This window comes from Bradyrhizobium sp. 1(2017) (assembly GCF_011602485.2).
Lineage (GTDB): Bacteria > Pseudomonadota > Alphaproteobacteria > Rhizobiales > Xanthobacteraceae > Bradyrhizobium.
The window spans coordinates 2,657,500-2,675,364 of record NZ_CP050022.2; the positions used below are offsets into that span (position 1 = coordinate 2,657,500).

General features: G+C 64.8%; 16 protein-coding genes. 9 read left to right on the forward strand and 7 right to left on the reverse strand.

Features of this window, described 5'->3' with window-relative positions:
• The first annotated feature begins 59 nt into the window (after nucleotides 1-59).
• The 3 genes from HAP40_RS12635 to HAP40_RS12645 all read left to right on the forward strand — a co-directional run bounded on the left by HAP40_RS12635 (nucleotide 60) and on the right by HAP40_RS12645 (nucleotide 3,000).
• Nucleotides 60-1,604 (forward strand): acyl-CoA synthetase, encoded by a 1,545-nt coding sequence (locus HAP40_RS12635; protein WP_166817492.1) that lies wholly within the window; start codon nucleotides 60-62, stop codon nucleotides 1,602-1,604.
• A gap of 107 nt (nucleotides 1,605-1,711) precedes the next feature.
• A complete protein-coding gene (locus HAP40_RS12640; RefSeq protein WP_166817491.1) occupies nucleotides 1,712-2,515 on the forward strand; it encodes an enoyl-CoA hydratase/isomerase family protein in 804 nt (267 codons plus the stop codon).
• Nucleotides 2,516-2,595: 80 nt separating this feature from the next.
• Complete coding sequence (locus HAP40_RS12645; RefSeq protein WP_166817490.1) at nucleotides 2,596-3,000, forward strand: YccF domain-containing protein; 405 nt, start codon at nucleotides 2,596-2,598, stop codon at nucleotides 2,998-3,000.
• 130 nt (nucleotides 3,001-3,130) lie between these two features.
• Here the strand turns inward: HAP40_RS12645 and HAP40_RS12650 are convergent, their stop codons facing one another.
• Together HAP40_RS12650 and HAP40_RS12655 are read right to left on the reverse strand one after the other, a co-directional pair.
• Nucleotides 3,131-3,676, reverse strand: a complete 546-nt coding sequence (locus tag HAP40_RS12650; protein ID WP_166817489.1) for a cytochrome b — start codon at nucleotides 3,674-3,676, stop codon at nucleotides 3,131-3,133.
• 8 nt (nucleotides 3,677-3,684) lie between these two features.
• Nucleotides 3,685-4,548 carry an isocitrate lyase/PEP mutase family protein gene (locus tag HAP40_RS12655; RefSeq protein WP_166817488.1) on the reverse strand — a complete coding sequence of 288 codons (864 nt, stop codon included), beginning with the start codon at nucleotides 4,546-4,548 and terminating at the stop codon, nucleotides 3,685-3,687.
• A 154-nt stretch (nucleotides 4,549-4,702) separates the two neighbouring features.
• On the opposite strand from HAP40_RS12655, the gene HAP40_RS12660 reads away from it, so the two are divergent.
• On the forward strand, nucleotides 4,703-5,167 hold the full coding sequence (locus HAP40_RS12660; protein WP_208024783.1) for a MarR family winged helix-turn-helix transcriptional regulator: 465 nt from the start codon (nucleotides 4,703-4,705) through the stop codon (nucleotides 5,165-5,167).
• A gap of 192 nt (nucleotides 5,168-5,359) precedes the next feature.
• Nucleotides 5,360-8,161 carry a phosphoenolpyruvate carboxylase gene (gene ppc, locus HAP40_RS12665; protein ID WP_166817487.1) on the forward strand — a complete coding sequence of 934 codons (2,802 nt, stop codon included), beginning with the start codon at nucleotides 5,360-5,362 and terminating at the stop codon, nucleotides 8,159-8,161.
• A gap of 120 nt (nucleotides 8,162-8,281) precedes the next feature.
• Here ppc and HAP40_RS12670 read toward each other — a convergent pair whose 3' ends face one another.
• From HAP40_RS12670 to HAP40_RS12685, 4 genes are all read right to left on the reverse strand, one after another.
• On the reverse strand, nucleotides 8,282-9,394 hold the full coding sequence (locus tag HAP40_RS12670) for an SMP-30/gluconolactonase/LRE family protein (protein ID WP_166817486.1): 1,113 nt from the start codon (nucleotides 9,392-9,394) through the stop codon (nucleotides 8,282-8,284).
• 129 nt (nucleotides 9,395-9,523) lie between these two features.
• Nucleotides 9,524-10,438: an SDR family NAD(P)-dependent oxidoreductase gene (locus HAP40_RS12675; RefSeq protein WP_166817485.1), complete on the reverse strand. Its 915-nt coding sequence runs from the start codon at nucleotides 10,436-10,438 to the stop codon at nucleotides 9,524-9,526.
• 105 nt (nucleotides 10,439-10,543) lie between these two features.
• Nucleotides 10,544-11,683, reverse strand: a complete 1,140-nt coding sequence (locus tag HAP40_RS12680) for a thiolase C-terminal domain-containing protein (protein WP_166817484.1) — start codon at nucleotides 11,681-11,683, stop codon at nucleotides 10,544-10,546.
• A 3-nt stretch (nucleotides 11,684-11,686) separates the two neighbouring features.
• Nucleotides 11,687-12,100 carry a Zn-ribbon domain-containing OB-fold protein gene (locus HAP40_RS12685; protein WP_166817483.1) on the reverse strand — a complete coding sequence of 138 codons (414 nt, stop codon included), beginning with the start codon at nucleotides 12,098-12,100 and terminating at the stop codon, nucleotides 11,687-11,689.
• A 178-nt stretch (nucleotides 12,101-12,278) separates the two neighbouring features.
• On the opposite strand from HAP40_RS12685, the gene HAP40_RS12690 reads away from it, so the two are divergent.
• From HAP40_RS12690 to alkB, 4 genes are all read left to right on the forward strand, one after another.
• Nucleotides 12,279-13,628, forward strand: coding sequence for an amidase (locus HAP40_RS12690; RefSeq protein WP_166817482.1), 1,350 nt, complete (start codon nucleotides 12,279-12,281; stop codon nucleotides 13,626-13,628).
• Nucleotides 13,621-14,307: a DUF2848 domain-containing protein gene (locus HAP40_RS12695; RefSeq protein WP_166817481.1), complete on the forward strand. Its 687-nt coding sequence runs from the start codon at nucleotides 13,621-13,623 to the stop codon at nucleotides 14,305-14,307. Before HAP40_RS12690 ends, HAP40_RS12695 begins: the two co-directional genes overlap by 8 nt.
• Nucleotides 14,308-14,627: 320 nt before the next feature.
• Nucleotides 14,628-15,377 carry a 2OG-Fe(II) oxygenase gene (locus HAP40_RS12700; RefSeq protein ID WP_166817480.1) on the forward strand — a complete coding sequence of 250 codons (750 nt, stop codon included), beginning with the start codon at nucleotides 14,628-14,630 and terminating at the stop codon, nucleotides 15,375-15,377.
• Nucleotides 15,378-15,386: 9 nt separating this feature from the next.
• Entirely contained in the window at nucleotides 15,387-16,040 is a 654-nt protein-coding gene (gene alkB, locus HAP40_RS12705; RefSeq protein WP_166819527.1) for a DNA oxidative demethylase AlkB, read from the forward strand.
• A 167-nt stretch (nucleotides 16,041-16,207) separates the two neighbouring features.
• Here the strand turns inward: alkB and HAP40_RS12710 are convergent, their stop codons facing one another.
• Entirely contained in the window at nucleotides 16,208-17,836 is a 1,629-nt protein-coding gene (locus HAP40_RS12710; RefSeq protein WP_166817479.1) for a thiamine pyrophosphate-dependent enzyme, read from the reverse strand.
• Nucleotides 17,837-17,865: the final 29 nt, after the last annotated feature.

Consider the following 17,865-nt stretch of genomic DNA (forward strand, 5'->3'; position numbering starts at 1 on the left):
GGAATGACGAGTCTGGTTGTGACTAAAATTTCAACCCGACGAAAGATCGGAAAACAAAAATGAGCGAGACATCCAACTTCCTCGGCATCGTCTCCGGCGAGCGCAGTCGGTCCCACGCCGACGTCGCATCCCGCGCCGACCGCATCGCCTCGGGCCTCGCCAGGATCGGCGTCAAGCCGGGTGATTGCGTCTGCATGCTGATGCGCAACGACATCGCTTTCCTCGAAGCCGCCTACGCCGCGATGCGGCTGGGGGCCTATGGCGTGCCGATCAACTGGCACTTCAAGCCGGAGGAGATCAGCTACATCCTCGGCGATACCGGCACGTCCGTGCTGATCGGACATGCCGACATGCTGCATGCCCTGCGCGATGCGATTCCGAACGGCGTCACCGTCCTCAGCGTGCCGACGCCGCCGGAGATCCTGTCGAACTACAAGATCGATCCCGACCATCTGAAGACGCCGGACTTCGCGGTCGATTTCGAAGCCTGGCTGGCGCAGCACCAGCCTTATGACGGCCCGGTCGTGCCGCAGCCGATGAACATGATCTACACCTCCGGCACGACGGGCCATCCCAAGGGCGTTCGGCGCAACGCGCCGACGCCGGAGCAGCAGGCGGCCGGCGAGCGCATGCGCGCGATGATCTATGGGCTGAAGCCCGGTGCCCGCGCGCTGCTGCCGGGACCGCTCTATCATTCCGCGCCGAACTCGTTCGGCATCCGCGCCGGCAAGCTCGGCGGTGCGCTGGTTCTCATGCCACGCTTCGAGGCAGAAGAGTTTCTGGAGCTGATCGAGCGCTACAAGATCGACACCATCTTCATGGTGCCGACCATGTTCATCCGCCTGATGAAGCTGCCGGAAGAGGTCCGCAAGAAGTACGATGTTTCCTCGCTGCGCCACATCATCCATGCGGCTGCGCCATGCCCGGCTGACGTCAAGCGCGCCATGATCGAATGGTGGGGGCCGGTGATCTACGAGTTCTACGGCTCGACCGAGTCCAGCGCCGTCACCTTCGCCACCTCCGAGGATGCGCTGAAGAAGCCCGGCACCGTCGGCAGGATCTCGCCCGGCGCCGAGCTGCGCTTCATTGGCGAGGACGGCCGCATGCTGGGCGTGGGCGAGATCGGCGAGATCTATTCCCGCATGGCGGAGCTGGCCGATTTCACCTACCACAACAAGCCGGAGAAGCGCGCCGAGATCGATCGCAACGGTTTCATCACATCCGGCGATGTCGGCTACATCGACGAAGACGGCTACGTCTTCATCTGCGACCGCAAGCGCGACATGGTGATCTCGGGCGGCGTCAACATCTATCCTGCCGAGATCGAATCCGTGCTGCACGCGGTGCCCGGCGTGCATGATTGCGCGGTGTTCGGCATTCCCGATGCGGAGTTCGGCGAGGCGCTGATGGCGGTCGTAGAGCCGCAAGCCGGTGTCGCGCTCGATGCCACCGATGTCCGCGCGCAGCTAAAGACCTCGCTCGCCGACTACAAGGTGCCGAAGCACATCGAGATTCGCAGCGGCCTGCCGCGCGAGGACTCCGGAAAAATCTTCAAGCGCCGCCTGCGCGATCCCTATTGGGAGCAGGCGGGCCGGAAGATTTGAGAATGCGTAGCCCGGGTGAGCGAAGCGACACCCGGGATATTGAGAGCTAGGACCCGGATGTCGCTTCGCTCATCCGGGCTACAAGAATCGGCAAGGGAGAGACTTCCATGAGCGACGCGGCAGGTACGACCAACGAAGTCCTCTACACGGTCGCCGATCACATCGCGACCATCACCCTGAACGCGCCCGAGCGGATGAACACGATCTCCGGCCCGATGCTGAACGATCTGGCGCGGCTGCTGACCGAGGCCAACGAGGACAGGAACGTCCGCGTCGTGATCCTCACCGGCAAGGGGCGGGCGTTCTGCGCCGGGCTCGACCTGCGCAAGGAGCGCGACGGCAACGGCCTCAGCGCTGCGTCCTCGCCGACCACGATCAACTTGCGCAATACGCCGCCGACGGTGCTCCAGGCGATGGACAAGCCGACCATCTGCGCCGTCAATGGCGGCGCGGCCGGCTACGGCATGGACACCGCGCTCGGCTGCGACATCCGCATCATGGCGGAGTCCTCGAAGCTTGCCGCCGCCTTCGTCAAGCGCGGTGTGGTGCCGGAATCCGGCGGCACCTGGCTGCTGCCGCGCATGCTGGGCTGGGCCAAGGCCTCCGAGCTGATCTTCACCGGCCGCACGCTGAGCGCGCGCGAGTGCCTGGAATGGGGGCTCGCCAACGAGGTCGTGCCGGACGCCGAGCTGATGAACCGCGCCACCGCGATCGCCCGCGAGATCGCCGCCAATGCGCCGCTCGCGGTGCAGGCCTCCAAGCGCATGATGCGGATGGGCCTCAACGAGAATTTCTCGGACCACGTCCACCACGTCTATCTCCAGCTCCTGCCGCTGTTCAAAACCCAGGACATGGCCGAGGGCATGAAGGCCTTCATGGAGAAGCGCGAGCCGAAGTTCGAGGGGCGGTAGTCGGTTGCCCCGTCGGACCGTCCTGGCAGGGGCAGATTTCAATCCTATATAGACGGGGTCATCGTCTTCTGGATCATGTCATGGCCCCCGTTTCCATCCTGCTCAACCTGCTCTGGATCCTCATCGGCGGCGCCTGGATGGCGTTCGGCTGGGTCGTTGCGGCCGTCATCATGGCCATCACCATCATCGGCCTGCCCTGGGCGCGGGCGGCGTTCAACATCGCCGTCTACACGCTGCTGCCGTTCGGCTCGCGGGCGGTCAACCGCTACGACGTCACCGGCGTCGAGGATATCGGCACCGGTCCGCTCGGGGTGCTCGGCAACATCATCTGGTTCGTGCTCGCCGGCTGGTGGCTGGCGCTCGGCCACCTCCTGACCGCCCTGGTCCTCGCGGTCACCATCATCGGCATTCCCTTTGCCTGGGCTCACTTGAAGCTCGCGGGCATCGCGCTCTGGCCGATCGGGAAGGTGATCGTGCCGGCTTAGGCGTAGGCTCATCAATATCGAACTCCGGCAGCAGAGCAGACGTCGCTCAGCGTGCGGAGCGTCGGCGCCGATGACCCATGGCTGACGTCCAGTGCCTTTGGCCGAGGCCGGTCGCGAAGGAGGCGGACTCTCATCGCTCAGTCAGGGTTGGCCACATCCTGCGCAAAACACCGTCCTTGACCACATAGCGATGGAAAAGCGCGGCCGCGGAATGAAGCAGGACCACAGCGACGATGATATTTGCGATCAATCCGTGCCACGCATTGACGCTGCGCATGAATTCGTCACTGCCGAGTTTCGGGAAGTGCAGAATGTTGAACAGTGGGAAACCGTGCGCAAACACATTGGTGATGCCCAGTACGACCATGCTCACGAGCAGTAGATCGAGCAACCGGTGCATTGCCACTGCCGCCACGTGGAGGACGCCGCGGTTGATCGGCGGCAATCGACGGCCGCGCGTGGCGCGCCACAACAGTCCTACGATCACCACGCCTGCGAACGCAAAACCAAGCAGGACATGCACGGACCAGATGTCGACCCGAAGCGGGCCACGCTGCAGAAGGTTGGTTGTCCTGCCGATCAGAAATTGGATCGCAACGAGAATTGCGGTGGCCCAGTGCAGGGTGATCGTCGTGCGGTCATAGACTTCCGGCTGACTTCCAGATGTGTCGGTCACGTCCCGGCTCAATCCGATTCCAGCGAGGCATACTTCTTTTCGAAAGCCCAGACCTCCTCAAACCCGATCAACGAGCTGAATGCGTTGAAGTCGTAGAGCGGCTCCTGCACCGGCTTGTCTTCGGCCAGCGCACTATAAACGTTGTTCAGGGCATGAGCGGTCGCAAGCAGGCCCGCCGTCGGATAGATCGCCATCCGGTAACCGATTTCCCTCAGTTTATCCTGGCTGAGAATGGGGGTCCGGCCCCCGTGTAGTTGGTTCGAGACCAGCGGCACGTCCAAGGCCGCTCCGATCTTTCGCATCTCTGCTTCCGATTCCGGGCTCTCGATGAAAATAATGTCGGCCCCGGCCTTGGCATAGGCTTCGCCACGCCGGATCGCCTCATCGATACCGAGTTGGGTGCGAGCATCCGTGCGGGCGATGATCAGGAAATCTTTCGACGAGCGCGCATCGTTCGCGACGGTCAACTTGTTGACCATCTCCTTGACAGATATCACGTGCCGGTTCGGCGTGTGCCCGCATTTCTTGGGGCTCTGCTGATCTTCAAGCTGGATCGCTGCGGCTCCCGCCTTCTCGTAACCGCGGACCGTATGATGAACATTCAGCAGACCACCGTAACCGGTATCGCCATCGGCGATCAGCGGCTTGCGCACGGTTTGGGCGATAGCTTGGACGCGATCCAGCATCTGCGAATAGGTCGCCAGGCCCGCATCAGGCAGTCCGAGGTAGGACGCCACGACCCCATAGCCCGTCATGTAAAGCGCGTCGGCCTTGGTGCGATCGGCGAGCTTCGCGGAAACCAGGTCGAAGACGCCGGGACAGCTGACAAAAGGCTTTTCCTCGAGCAGCTTTTTCAGGGTTTTGGATGTCATCGCGATCTCCTCAACTTGTTTTGGATGATGAGGTGGCTGCGATCGTCACGATTGCCCGGAGGTGGCCAGCGCAGCGGTCCTTCCGCACGGAAGCATCAACAGATTGCTCATGGGCTCTATTGCTATCCGTAAATAGCTACTTGATAGTAGCAATATGAGAATTCAACGTCGAAACCGCGACATCACGCAATTGCGAAGGCAGTTGATGGATGCCTCTCGCCGGCTACGCCAAGAAGCCTCCGCGAACGATCGATCCTGGGCGAGGTTGCTGGTGCTGGGTGCGATCGACCGCCACGGTGGATCGGCCACACCTTCGGTGCTCGCGGCCGACGAAGGCATGCGCTCTTCGAATCTCGCCGCAGCTCTGCGCTCCCTCGAAGCGCGCAAGCTGATCGTGCGTACGCCGGACACCAAGGACCGGCGCAAGGTCAGGCTCCGGCTGAGTTCAGCCGGGCAGCGATTTCTCGATGACCACCGCGTCCGCGGCGAGCGCTGGCTCACCGAAGCCATGGATGCATGCCTCACAGCCGGCGAGCGCTCGGACCTGATCAAAGCCGGGGCCTTGCTCGACCGCATCACGGCTTATTCCAAAGCGGCAATGCGGCGAAACCGACGGTGAAACCGGCAGCAAAGCTTCGGGCGCCGGCGCCGCGAGACCGGAGACGGGCGTGCGCCGCCGCTCTGCGAGACCAACCTGCCATGGTCAGCCATGTTTCCGCACCGCCCCCAACTTCATCTTGCACTGCGGTAGAAAAATATCGCACACTCCTCCGGACCGGGCCGCCCAAGGGCGCTAGCAGGGGAGCGAGCCATGTCCCTCCAGACCATACCATCCGACGCCACCGAGCATCGCCCCAACCGTCCCGAGGACGTTCAGGCCACGGAAGCGGAGACGCGGCTGCGGGACGACATCCGCCTGCTCGGGCGTATCCTCGGCGACACCGTGCGCGACCAGGAGGGCGCCGATGTCTTTGACCTGGTCGAGCGCATCCGCCAGACCTCGATCCGGTTCCACCGCGACGAGGACCGGCTCGCCCGCCGCGAGCTCGAGCAGATCCTCGACAGCATGTCGACCTCCGAGACGGTGCGGATCGTCCGCGCCTTCAGCTATTTCTCCCACCTCGCCAACATCGCCGAGGACCAGAACAACATCCGCCAGATGCGCGCCCGCGGCGCCGCCCAGAGTGGCGGCGCTTCCGGCGTGCTGGCGGAAACGCTTGCCCACGCCAAGGCGGCGGGCATCGGCGCCGACGCACTTCGCACCTTCTTCAAGTCCGCGATGGTCAGCCCGGTGCTGACCGCACACCCGACCGAGGTCCGCCGCAAGAGCACCATGGACCGCGAGATGGAGGTCGCAGCCCTGCTCGACCGCCGCGAGCGGGTCGCGCTGACAGCGGAGGAGGCCGCCGCGAGCGACGAGCAGCTTCGCCGCGAGGTGCTGACGCTGTGGCAGACCAACCTCCTGCGCCGGACCAAGCTCACCGTGCTCGACGAGGTCTCCAACGGCCTGGCCTTCTACGACTACACCTTCCTGCGCGAGGTGCCGCGGCTGGTCAACGCGCTGGAAGACCGGCTGGAAGAAGGCGGCGAGGCGGCGGCGGGCGAGCTCGCCTCGTTCCTGCGCATGGGAAGCTGGATCGGCGGCGATCGCGACGGCAATCCCTTCGTCACCGCCGACGTCATGCGCGGCACGCTGCGGCTGCAGTCGAGCCGCGTCATGCAGTTCTATCTGAACGAGCTGCACGTGCTCGGCTCCGAGCTGTCGATCGCGGCCCATCTCGCCGACGTCTCCGAGGAGCTGCGCACGTTGGCGGAGCGCTCGCCGGACACTTCGCCGCATCGAAGCGGCGAGCCCTATCGCCTGGCGGTCTCCGGCATCTATGCGCGCCTCACCGCGACGGCCGAAAAGCTCGAGGTCGAGATCACCCGACGGCCGGTCGGCAAGGGCAAGCCTTATGAGAGCGTCAGGGAGCTGCAGGCCGATCTCGACGTGCTGCACCGGTCGCTGATCTCCAACAATGCCCGCGTCATCGCCCGCGGCCGGCTGCGGCTGCTTCGCCGTGCGGTGGACTGCTTCGGCTTCCACCTCGCGCGGCTCGACATCCGCCAGAATTCGGCCGTGCACGAGCGCACCATCGCCGAGCTGATGGACGCCGCGAACCCCGGCATGTCCTATCTCGCGCTCGGCGAGGACGCCCGCATCTCGCTGCTCACCAACGAGCTGCGCTCGACGCGCGCGCTGGTGTCGCCCTTCGTCAAATACAGCGACGAGACCATGGGCGAGCTCAACGTCTTCCATGCCGCAGCCGAAGCGCATGCGAAATTCGGCTCGGACGCCATCCCTCAATGCATCATCTCGATGTGCAAGGGCATGTCCGACATGCTCGAGGTCGCGGTGCTCTTGAAGGAGGTCGGCCTCGTCCATCCCTCCGGGCGCGGCGCCATCAACATCGTGCCGCTGTTCGAGACCATCGAGGATCTGCAGGCATCATCCGGCATCATGGACCGCATGCTCTCGCTGCACGATTACCGCCGCCTCGTCGACAGCCGCGGCAGCGTGCAGGAGGTCATGCTCGGCTATTCCGACTCGAACAAGGACGGCGGTTTCGTCACCTCGGGCTGGGAGCTCTACAAGGCCGAGATCGGCCTCGTCGACGTGTTCGAGCGCCACGGCGTGCGGCTGCGCCTGTTCCACGGCCGCGGCGGCTCCGTGGGCCGCGGCGGCGGCCCGAGCTATGACGCCATCATCGCCCAGCCCGGCGGCGCCGTGAACGGCCAGATCCGTATCACCGAGCAGGGCGAGATCATCTCGTCGAAATATTCCAACGCCGAGGTCGGCCGCAACAATCTGGAGATCCTCGCCGCCGCAACGCTCGAAGCAAGTCTCCTGCATCCGCGGCAGAGCGCGCCGCGCCGCGAATATCTGAGCGCGATGGACGAATTGTCGAACCTCGCCTTCAAGGCCTATCGCGGCCTGGTCTACGAGACCGACGGCTTCGTCGATTATTTCTGGTCGTCGACCGTCATCAACGAGATCGCGACGCTCAACATCGGCAGCCGCCCGGCCTCGCGCAAGAAGACGCGTGCGATCGAGGATCTTCGCGCGATTCCCTGGGTGTTCTCCTGGGCGCAATGCCGATTGATGTTGCCGGGCTGGTACGGCTTCGGCAGCGCGGTCGAGCAGTGGATCGCGGAGCATCCGCAACAGGGCATGCCGTTCCTGAAAGAGCTCTACAGGGAATGGCCGTTCTTCCGCATGCTGCTGTCGAACATGGACATGGTGCTGGCCAAAAGCTCGATCGCGATCGCCTCGCGCTATGCCGAGCTCGTGCCGGACGAAGCCCTGCGCGAGCAAATCTTCGGCCGCATCCGGCGCGAATGGCATTCCTGCATCGAGACGCTGCTCGACATCATGGGCCAGGACCGGTTGCTTCAGGGCAACCCGCTGCTGGAGCGGTCCGTGCGCCACCGCTTCCCCTATCTCGACCCGCTCAACCACGTGCAGGTCGAGCTCTTGAAGGAGCATCGCGCGCAGAACCCGGACGAGCAGGTGCTGCGCGGGATTCAGCTCACGATCAACGGGATTTCGGCAGGGTTGAGGAATACGGGGTAAGAACTACTCCCTCGGTCGTCATGGCCGGGCTTGACCCGGCCATCCACGCGCTTCAGCAATCGCAGATGGACGTGGATGCCCGGGTCAAGCCCGGGCATGACGAGGAGAGAGCGTGGGTGCTCAACAGAAATGCGCGCCCTGCGTCTCCACATAGACCGCATACAGCGACTGGCTCGCGGTCATGAACAGGCGGTTGCGCTTCTTGCCGCCGAAGCAGACATTGGCGCACGTCTCCGGCAGCAGGATCTGGCCGATGCGCGCGCCGTCGTCCGGCGCGAACACCTGCACGCCGTCATAGCCGGGACCGACCCAGCCGGCGCCGACCCAGATGTTGCCTTCGGTGTCGACGCGCAGGCCGTCGGGGAAGCCTGATTTGCCGTTGAGCGTCATGTCGATGAGCTTCTTCGGGTTCGACAGCTTCGCCCCGTCGATGTCATAGGACCACACCACGTTCTTGGCTTCCGGATAATGCGTGATGCCGGTGTCGCAGACATAGAGCTTCTTGTAGTCGTGGCTGAAGGCGAGGCCGTTCGGCTTGAACGGCTCGTCCGCGACCTTCGCGACTTGCCCGGTCTGGGTGTCCAGGCGATAGACGGCTTCCTTTTGATGCGGCTGCAGCGAGCCGGTCTTGGCGAGCTTGCCTTCATAGATGCTGATCGCGCCATAGCCAGGGTCGGTGAACCAGATCGCCTTGTCGTTGGGATGCACGACCATGTCGTTCGGGCCGTTGAGCGGCTTGCCATTGGCTTGCTCTGCCAGCGTCGTCACCGAGCCGTCGTGCTCGTAGCGGACGAGGCGCGTGCGTTCGGCGGACAGCTGGCGTCCTTCGGTGTCGAAGGAATTGCCGTTGGCTTCGTTCGACGGCTTGTGGAATTGCTCGGAGATGTGGCCGTCATCGTCGAGATAGCGCAACTGCCGGTTGGCGGGGATGTCGCTCCAGACGAGATATTGTCCCTGCGCATTCCAAGCAGGCCCCTCCGCCCACAAGCAGCCGGTGTAGAGCCGCTTGATCGCGGTGTTGCCGACCTTGGCCTTGAAGCGCTTGGGGTCGATGGCAACGATGTCGGGATCGGGATAGCGCTGCGGCTCGGCATTGGCACCGAAGTCGCGGGCATTGGCCCGTGACGCCAGGACACTGGCGGCGGCGAGCGCCGCCGTGCCCTTGAGGAGTGTACGGCGCCCAAGGCCGTTGCTTGCAGAGGTGTCGTCGTGGTTGGTCAGTATTCTTGCCATGGTTTCCTCCCAAAGTTTCGTTGGGAGGCCACCGTCTGCCTGCAATCGGGCATAAAACAGAGCAATCTCCGGCCAAGACAACCGGAGATCGCAGGGCAGGGATGCCGGAAACGCGGCTAGACGAAATCCTTACACGGGATCCCAGGTGAAGATGTCGGCGGAGCGGTCGAGCTTGTAGAACGAGCCTTTCAGCGCCGGCATGCCGTGCTCCGCGATCGACTGCGGCGTCCAGCCTTCGTTCCGCTGCACCGAGCGGATCGGACGGTTCTGGCTGAACAGGAAGATCTCGTTCATGCGCACGCCGAAGATCTGTCCGGTGACGTCCTTGGCGGAATCGCCGAGCAGGTAGCCGCAGAGCGGAGCGATCTTCTCAGGTCCCATCTGCTTGATCTTCTCGACGCGCGCCTTCTCGGCTTCGGTCTCGGTCGGGATGGTGCCGATCATGCGGGTCCAGGCGAACGGCGAGACGCAGTTGGAGCGGACGTTGAAGCGGCCCATGTCGAGCGCAATGGATTTGGAGAGCCCGACGATGCCGAGCTTGGCGGCGGCGTAATTGGCCTGGCCGAAATTGCCGATCAGGCCCGAGGTCGAGGTGAAGTGCACGAAGGAGCCCGACTCCTGCTCGCGGAAAATCCGCGCCGCGGCGTGGCTGACGTAGAACGAGCCCATCAAATGCACCTTGATGACGGCTTCGAAGGCTTCCACGCTCATCTTGTGGAAGATCATGTCGCGCAGGATGCCGGCATTGTTGACCACGCCGTCGAGCCGGCCGAAATGATCGGTCGCGGTCTTCACGATCTTGCTGGCGGGGATCGCCTCCGCCACCGATTCGAAGTTCGCGACCGCCGTGCCACCGCGCTTCTTGATCTCCTCGACCACCTCCTCGGCGGGCGCTGCGTTCGCGCCGGCGCCGTCGGCAGCGCCACCGGGATCGTTGACGACGACCTTGGCGCCTTCGGCCGCGCAGAGCAGCGCGATCTCGCGCCCGATGCCGCGGCCTGCGCCGGTGACGATGATGACCTTGTCTTGCAGTGATTTTGTCATGTGGGTTCTCCTGTTGTGTCCGTCATTCCGGGATGGTGCGAAGCGCCAGACCCGGAATCTCGAGATTCCGGGTTCGCGCTGCGCACGCCCCGGAATGACGGGCTGCTACCTCTCGTTCGTAAACACGATCGTTCCCGACGCCGCGAACATGCCGCCGACGCCGTGGCACACCGAAATCTTGGCATTCGGCACTTGCGCCGGCGCGATGCCGCGCATCTGGCGCACGCTTTCCTGGAGTGCGTACATGCCGTACATGCCGGAGTGCATATAGCTCAATCCGCCGCCATTGGTGTTGAGTGGCAGCTTGGCCCCGGGCCGCGTGTTGCCGTCGGCGATGAATCGGCCGGTCTCTTCGTAAGGCATGAAGCCGAGGTCACCGAGGCCGAACAGCGGCAGATGCGCGAAGGCGTCGTAGATCATGAGATGATCAACGTCCTTGTGCGCGATGCCGGCCTCCTTGAAGGCGAGAGGGCCGGCGGTCTTGAACGCGCGCGAGGAATTGAAGGTCTCCATCTGGCTGACCATCGGCGTCTCCACGCTTTCGCCAGTGCCCATGATGTAGACGGGCTTCCTGGGAAAATCCTTGGCACGGTCCGCCGAGGTCAGGATCAGCGCGCCGCCGCCGTCGGTGACGAGGCAGCACTGCAGGAGGCGGAATGGATAGGCGATCATGCGCGAGTTGAGCACGTCGGCGACCGTGATTGGGTCCTTCATCATCGCGCGCGGATTTTTCGCCGCCCATTCCCGCTGCACCACCGCCACCGAGGCAAGCTGCTCGTGCGTGATGCCATAGGTCTTCATGAAGCGCAGCACGGGAATCGGGAACATGCTGGGCGGGCCGTAGACGCCATAGGGCGCCTCGAACTGGCCGTTGAGGCTGTCGGCCGGCGTCGAGCGCGGCAGCTTGCCGATCATCGACTTGCCGCTCTCGGCATGGGTGATCAGCACGGTCTTGCACAGGCCCGCCTCGATCGCCGCGGCGGCGTGGCGGACGTGCAGCATGAACGAGCAGCCGCCGACCGAGGTGCCGTCGACCCAGGTCGGCTTGATGCCGAGATAATGGCAGACCTGCTGCGGCGTTTCGACCGCGGTGGCAAAGCCGTCGATGTCCGAGAGCTTCAGCCCGGCATCGGCGATGGCATTGAGGGCCGCATCGGCGTGGAGCTGAAGCTGCGAGGCGTTGGGGATGACGCCGAGTTCGGTGGTCTCGGCCGCGCCGACGACGGCAACCTGGTTCTTACGCATGGCTTATCCCTTCTCCGGACGGAAGACGGGGAGGGTGATCTTGTCGTCGAGTTTCTCGAAGGCGACTTCGAGCTTCATGTCGAGCTCGAGGGCCTCCGGCGTCTGCGGACAGTCGATGATGTTGCTCATCATCCGCGGTCCTTCGGCGAGCTCGACCACAGCGATCGCGTAGGGCGGCGTGAAGCCCGGCGCGGCAGGGCGGTGGTTGATCACATAGCTGTAGAGGAAGCCCTTGCCGCTGGCCTTGAAGACGGAGACCTTGCGCGAGGCGCAGGACGGGCAGAACGGGCGCGGCGGGAAGTAGACATGCGCGCAGGCGTCGCAGCGTTGCAGGCGCAGTTCACCCGCCTGCGTACCGTCCCAGAAATGCTGGGTCTCCGGCGTCGGTTTCGGTCGCGCGCGCTGCGGTTCGGCCATCTTGGCGGCTCCTCCAGAAAGACAGGCTTCGCGCCCGCCTGTTTCGATCTTGATGCGACAATCGACCATGGCGCGTCAACGGTCCAGCAATGCGCATGCATGCCATCATGCGCACAATGCTTGTGTCGTGCTGAGGCCGCGCTATAGATTGCGCGCGCCAATATTCCGTGAGACAGACATGCCCGATTTTCCGACGCTGGCGAAGCTCGCCGAAGACCTTGAAAGCGGCCGCACGACCTCCCGCAAGCTGGTCGAGGCCTGCATTGCCAGGATCGCCGATCCCGCCGGTGAGGGCCAACGCGCCTTCATCCACGTCGACAAGGATGCCGCGCTCGCGGCGGCGGATGCGATGGACGGCTTGCGCAAGGTGAAGGCGGCGCCATCGCGCTATGCCGGCATCCCGATCTCGATCAAGGATCTCTTCGATATCAAGGGGCAGACGACGCGGGCCGGCTCCCGTGCGCTCGACGATTCCGATCCGGCGGAACACGATGCGGCGGCGGTTGCGCGGCTGCGCCACGCCGGCTTCGTCGTGATCGGGCGGACCAACATGACCGAGTTCGCCTATTCCGGCATCGGCATCAATCCGCATTACGGCACGCCGAAGGGCGCCTGGAACCGGGCCGAAGGCCACGTGCCGGGTGGCTCGTCCTCGGGTGCGGCGGTGTCCGTGCTCGACGGCATGGCGCATGGCGCGCTTGGCACCGACACCGGCGGCTCCTGCCGAATTCCGGCCGCCTTCAACGGCATCGTCGGCTACAAGCCGACGCAGCGCCGCGTGCCGCTCGACGGCTCGGTGCCGCTGTCGTTCTCGCTCGACAGCATCGGGCCGCTGGCGCGATCGGTCAGCTGCTGTGCCATTCTCGATGCGGTGCTCGCGAACGAGCCGATCGTTCCACTCAAGCCTCGCCCCGTGAAAGGCATGCGGCTCGCGGTACCCACCACGATCGCGCTGGACGACCTTGATGCACAGGTTTCGGCGACCTTCGAGCGCGCGCTGAAATCACTTGCCGATCACGGCGCCATCATCGAGCGCATCGAGATGGCCGAATTCCACGACATCGGCCCGATGAATGCCAAGGGCGGCTTTGCCGCCTCCGAAAGTTACGCCTGGCATCGCTATCTCATCACGGCCAAGGGCGACATCTACGATCCCAGGGTCTTCGTGCGCATCATGCGCGGCGAGGCGCAGAGCGCGGCCGACTACATCGACCTCCTCAACGAGCGCCGCTCGCTGATCGCCCGCGTCAACGCGCGGATCGCGCCCTATGACGCGCTGGTGCTGCCGACCACCGCCAACACGCCGCCGAAGATTTCCGATCTCGCGGATGACAAGGCGTTCACCACCCAGAACCTGCGCGCGCTGCGCAACTGCACCCTGATCAACATGATCGACGGTTGCGCCATATCGCTGCCCTGTCATCGCGAGGGCGACGTTCCCGTCGGCCTGATGCTGGCGGGCGCGGGCGGGACCGACCGTCGTATCTTCGAGCTTGCTGCCGGCATGGAGGCCGTGATCCGTGTTTGACCTGACTTTCACCGTCGACGCCCAGGACACCACAACGCCGCTGACGCTGGCGATCGACCAGATGGTCATCGCCGGCTGGACCGGCCGCGACCCCGTCGCGCGTGACAAGCACATCGCGGAATTACAGGAGATGGGCATCGCTCCGCCGGCCTCGACGCCGATCTACTACCGCGCCTCGGCACGGCGGCTGACCCAGGAAGACAGCATCGAATGCACCGGCGGCGCTTCCTCCGGCGAGGTCGAGTTCGTGCTGATCGGCTGGCAGGGCCGCATATTCGTCGGCTGCGGCTCCGATCACACCGACCGCAAGGTCGAGGCCTACAGCGTCACCGTGTCCAAGCAGATGTGCGACAAGCCGGTCGCCTCCACCCTGTGGGAGCTCGAAGACGTCATCGGTCATTGGGACAGGATGATCCTGCGCTCTTACGCCACCATCAAGGGCGAACGGGTGCTCTACCAGGAGGGCACGCTGGATGCGATGCTGCCGGTGGCCGACCTCATCGCGCGCGGCTTTCCCGATGGGAAACTGCCCGACGGCTGCGCCATGTTCGGCGGCACTTTCGCCGCCAAGGGCGGCATCCGTTCCGCCGATCGCTTCGACTTTGAGCTGGAAGACCCCGTGCTGAAGCGCACGATCAGGCACGGCTATGACGTGACGACGCTGCCGGTGCGGGGCTAGGTCTACCCTCACAGTCATTGCGAGCCAACGGGTGCGCGCGAAGCGCGGCCCGATGACAGGCTCCGCGAAGCAATCCAGAATCCCTCCGCGGAACCAGTTTGGATTGCTTCGTCGCAGGGGTTCCTCGCAATGACGGGAGGACGGTTGTCGGAAATCGGGTGGTTACGGCCGTCAGGACTTGCGACACACTCTCCGTCATTCCGGGGCGCGCCTCTTGGCGCGAGCCCGAAATCCATCGCGCTGCAGCGTCGGCGGATGAATGGATTCCGGGCTCGCGACTTCGTCGCGCCCCGGAAGGATGGAGAGATAGGATCATTGCCATGGCACTCGCGAAACGTGTTCCGGCCGAAGCCGGTGAGGCGATCGACGTCACCTCCCATGTCGACGCCCTCGATTGGCCCCAAATCACCGGCGAACTCGACTCCCAGGGCTGCGCCGTCCTGAAGAACCTCCTCACGCCGGACCAGTGCCGCGCCATCACCGCGCTCTATCCGGATGACGGCAACTTCCGCAGCCGCATCGTCATGGGCCGCCATGGCTTTGGCCGCGGCGAGTACAAATATTTCTCCTATCCACTGCCCGATTTGATCGCGCAGCTGCGTCCGGCGCTCTATGCGCAGCTTCAGGGCGTCGCCAATCGCTGGAACGAGGCGATGGGGATCGACATCCGCTATCCCACAGCGCACGCGGCGTTTCTCAAGCGCTGCCATGAAGCCGGCCAGACCCGGCCGACACCATTGCTGCTGCAATACGAGGCCGGCGACTACAATTGCCTGCATCAGGATCTCTATGGCGAGCACGTGTTCCCGATTCAGGTTGCGATCCTCCTGTCCGAGCCCGGCCGTGACTTTGCCGGCGGGGAGTTCGTGCTGACCGAGCAGCGTCCGCGCATGCAGTCGCGCGCCGAGGTCGTGCCGCTGGCGCAGGGCAACGCCGTTGCCTTCGCCGTGCACCACCGCCCAGTGCAGGGGACACGCGGCACATACCGCGTTAACATGCGCCATGGCGTCAGTCGTATCCGATCCGGCCACCGCCACACGCTGGGTGTGATCTTTCACGATGCCAAATGAGTGGAGCGATTGACCGCGGATCTGTTCGATAGCGTTGCCGAGGCGCAGCCGTCGCGCGAGGAGATCGCCGACGGTGCCGTGCTGTTGCGCGGCTTCGTCAAGCCGATCGAGAGCGAGCTGGTCGACGCCGTGCGGGCGATCGTCGCCCAGTCGCCGTTCCGCCGCATGACCACGCCCGGCGGTCATCAGATGTCGGTGGCCATGACCAATTGCGGCGAGCGCGGCTGGATCACCGATCACACCGGTTACCGCTATGATCCCATCGATCCGCGAACCGGCGCGCCCTGGCCGGCGATGCCGTCCGTGTTCCGCGATCTCGCCCGCCGCGCGGCGGAGCAGGGCGGTTTCAAAGACTTCGCGCCCGACGCCTGCCTCGTCAACCGCTACGAGCCCGGCACGCGGCTATCGCTGCATCAGGACAAGGACGAGCTGGATTATTCGGCGCCGATCGTGTCGGTCTCGCTCGGCCTGCCCGCGACCTTTTTGTTCGGCGGCATGGCCCGTAGCGACAAGCCGCGCCGTTTCCGTCTCGTGCATGGCGACGTCGTAGTCTGGGGCGGGGCCAGCAGGCTCGCCTATCACGGCGTCGCGCCGCTCGCCGATGGCGAGCATGCGCTGTTGGGAAGGAAGCGGATCAATCTGACCTTCCGCAGGACGCGGTAACCTTCCTTCCCCCCTTGTGGGAGAAGGTGCCTTCCCGAAGGGAAGGCGGATGAGGGGTCTCTATCCGCGGAGACAGACCCCTCATCGTCTCGCTGCCGCTTCGCGTCAGCGATCCACCTTCTCCCACAAGGGGAGAAGGGAAGAGTCCCGGAACGGCGATGTTTCGTTTACGGCTTCGGCGGGTGAATGAATGCCCAGGGGCTGACTTCCGAATCCCTGGTCACCTCGATCGAGATCAGGTACGGCCCGCCGTGGCTCAGCGCCTTTTCCAGCACCGCCCTGAACTGGTCCGGCGCGGTGACGCGCGCCGCGGCGACGCCGAAGGACTCCGCGAGCTTGACGAAATCCGGATTGACGAGATCGGACGCCACCACGCGGCCGTCGAAGTGCTGGCGCTGGTCGCGGCGGACATTGCCGTAGGCGTTGTTGTTGAACACCAGCGTCACCACGCCGATGTTGAACTGCACGGCGGTTGAGAGCTCCTGCACGCCGAACATGAAGCCGCCGTCGCCGGTGATGGCCACCACCGGCTTGTCGGGATTGGCGACCTTGGCGCCGAGCGCGGTGGGAAAGCCCGAGCCGAGCGTGCCCTGATAGCCCGAGGTGATGAAGGTGCGCGGCTCGTAGATCGGAAAGCCGTACCAGGAGGCGAAGCCGACCTGGGATAGTTCATCGGTGACGATCGCATTCGCGGGCAGCACCTCGCGCAGGATGTTGAGATAGGCCATCTGCGGCTGGATGCGCTGGATCTCCGACTGCGCGGACGTCGTCGCCTCGCGGATGCCTTCGCGCCGGCCGCTGCGTCTCTCAAAGCCGGCCTTCTTCACGGCGGCGACGAGATCGGCCGTGCCGGCCTTGGCGTCGGCGACGATGGCGGTATCGGAGACGACCCGGCGCATCTCGGCCGGGTCGATGTCGATCCGGACGGATTTCAGCCCGTTCGGCTGATACGGCCAGCGGAAGCCCGAGGCCGGCAGCTCCGCGCGGGTGCCGATTGCGATCATCAAATCGGTCGTCGGCCAAAGCTTGTAGGCGGCTGCCATCGTGAGCCCGAGCTCGTGCGCATTGGAGACGATGCCGCGGCCGCTGCGGAATGCGACGACGGGCGCATCGATCGTCTCGGCGAGCTCGAGGATCTCCTCGCGCGCTTCGATCGCGCCGCTGCCGACGAAGATCATCGGCGCCTTGCTGGCCTTGATGAGCGCAGCCGCCTTCTTGATCAGGTCGGGATCGGGCTGCGGCGCGGGCAGCGGCTCCAGCACCGGTGCGGCGGCGGTGTCGGCACGCTGGGTGAAGACGTCCCAGGGCATCTCGACCGAGGCAGGGCCGCGCCGGCCCGACATCATCTCCTGGAACGCGCGCGCCACGACGGTCGGTGCGTTGCCGGGATATTCGATCCGGTCCGCCCATTTCACATAGGTGCGCAAGGTCGCGAGCTGATCCGGCATCTCGTGCAGATGGCCGCGGCCCTTGCCCAGAAAAGACGTCGGCACCTGGCCGGTGACGCACAGCACCGGCTCGTTGCAGCCGAACGCGGTGAGCAGCGCCGCGCTGGCGTTGAGCACGCCGGGGCCGGGGACGACGCTGAACACGCCGGGCTTGCCGCTGGAGCGCGCATAGCCGAAAGCCATGTAGCCGCAGGCCTGCTCGTGCCGCGCCCCGATCACCTTGAGCTGGGCCTGGTGAAAGGCATCGAACAGGCCGTAGACCTGCGCGCCGGGCAGGCCGAACACGGTGTCGACCCCGTGAGCAACAAGCCCGCTTACGATCGCTTCGCCGCCGGTGAGGGTGGTCATTGAGGTAAATCCACTTCTATTGGAGTTCA

Bases quoted from the DNA above. Each gene is read 5' to 3' on its own strand.
- HAP40_RS12660 (WP_208024783.1), top strand. From the start codon at position 4,703: ATGAGAATTCAACGTCGAAACCGCGACATCACGCAATTGCGAAGGCAG.
- HAP40_RS12700 (WP_166817480.1), top strand. From the start codon at position 14,628: ATGGCACTCGCGAAACGTGTTCCGGCCGAAGCCGGTGAGGCGATCGAC.
- HAP40_RS12690 (WP_166817482.1), top strand. From the start codon at position 12,279: ATGCCCGATTTTCCGACGCTGGCGAAGCTCGCCGAAGACCTTGAAAGC.
- HAP40_RS12645 (WP_166817490.1), top strand. From the start codon at position 2,596: ATGGCCCCCGTTTCCATCCTGCTCAACCTGCTCTGGATCCTCATCGGC.
- HAP40_RS12655 (WP_166817488.1), bottom strand. From the start codon at position 4,548: ATGACATCCAAAACCCTGAAAAAGCTGCTCGAGGAAAAGCCTTTTGTC.
- HAP40_RS12670 (WP_166817486.1), bottom strand. From the start codon at position 9,394: ATGGCAAGAATACTGACCAACCACGACGACACCTCTGCAAGCAACGGC.
- HAP40_RS12640 (WP_166817491.1), top strand. From the start codon at position 1,712: ATGAGCGACGCGGCAGGTACGACCAACGAAGTCCTCTACACGGTCGCC.
- HAP40_RS12635 (WP_166817492.1), top strand. From the start codon at position 60: ATGAGCGAGACATCCAACTTCCTCGGCATCGTCTCCGGCGAGCGCAGT.
- HAP40_RS12675 (WP_166817485.1), bottom strand. From the start codon at position 10,438: ATGACAAAATCACTGCAAGACAAGGTCATCATCGTCACCGGCGCAGGC.
- ppc (WP_166817487.1), top strand. From the start codon at position 5,360: ATGTCCCTCCAGACCATACCATCCGACGCCACCGAGCATCGCCCCAAC.
- HAP40_RS12710 (WP_166817479.1), bottom strand. From the start codon at position 17,836: ATGACCACCCTCACCGGCGGCGAAGCGATCGTAAGCGGGCTTGTTGCT.
- HAP40_RS12685 (WP_166817483.1), bottom strand. From the start codon at position 12,100: ATGGCCGAACCGCAGCGCGCGCGACCGAAACCGACGCCGGAGACCCAG.
- HAP40_RS12680 (WP_166817484.1), bottom strand. From the start codon at position 11,683: ATGCGTAAGAACCAGGTTGCCGTCGTCGGCGCGGCCGAGACCACCGAA.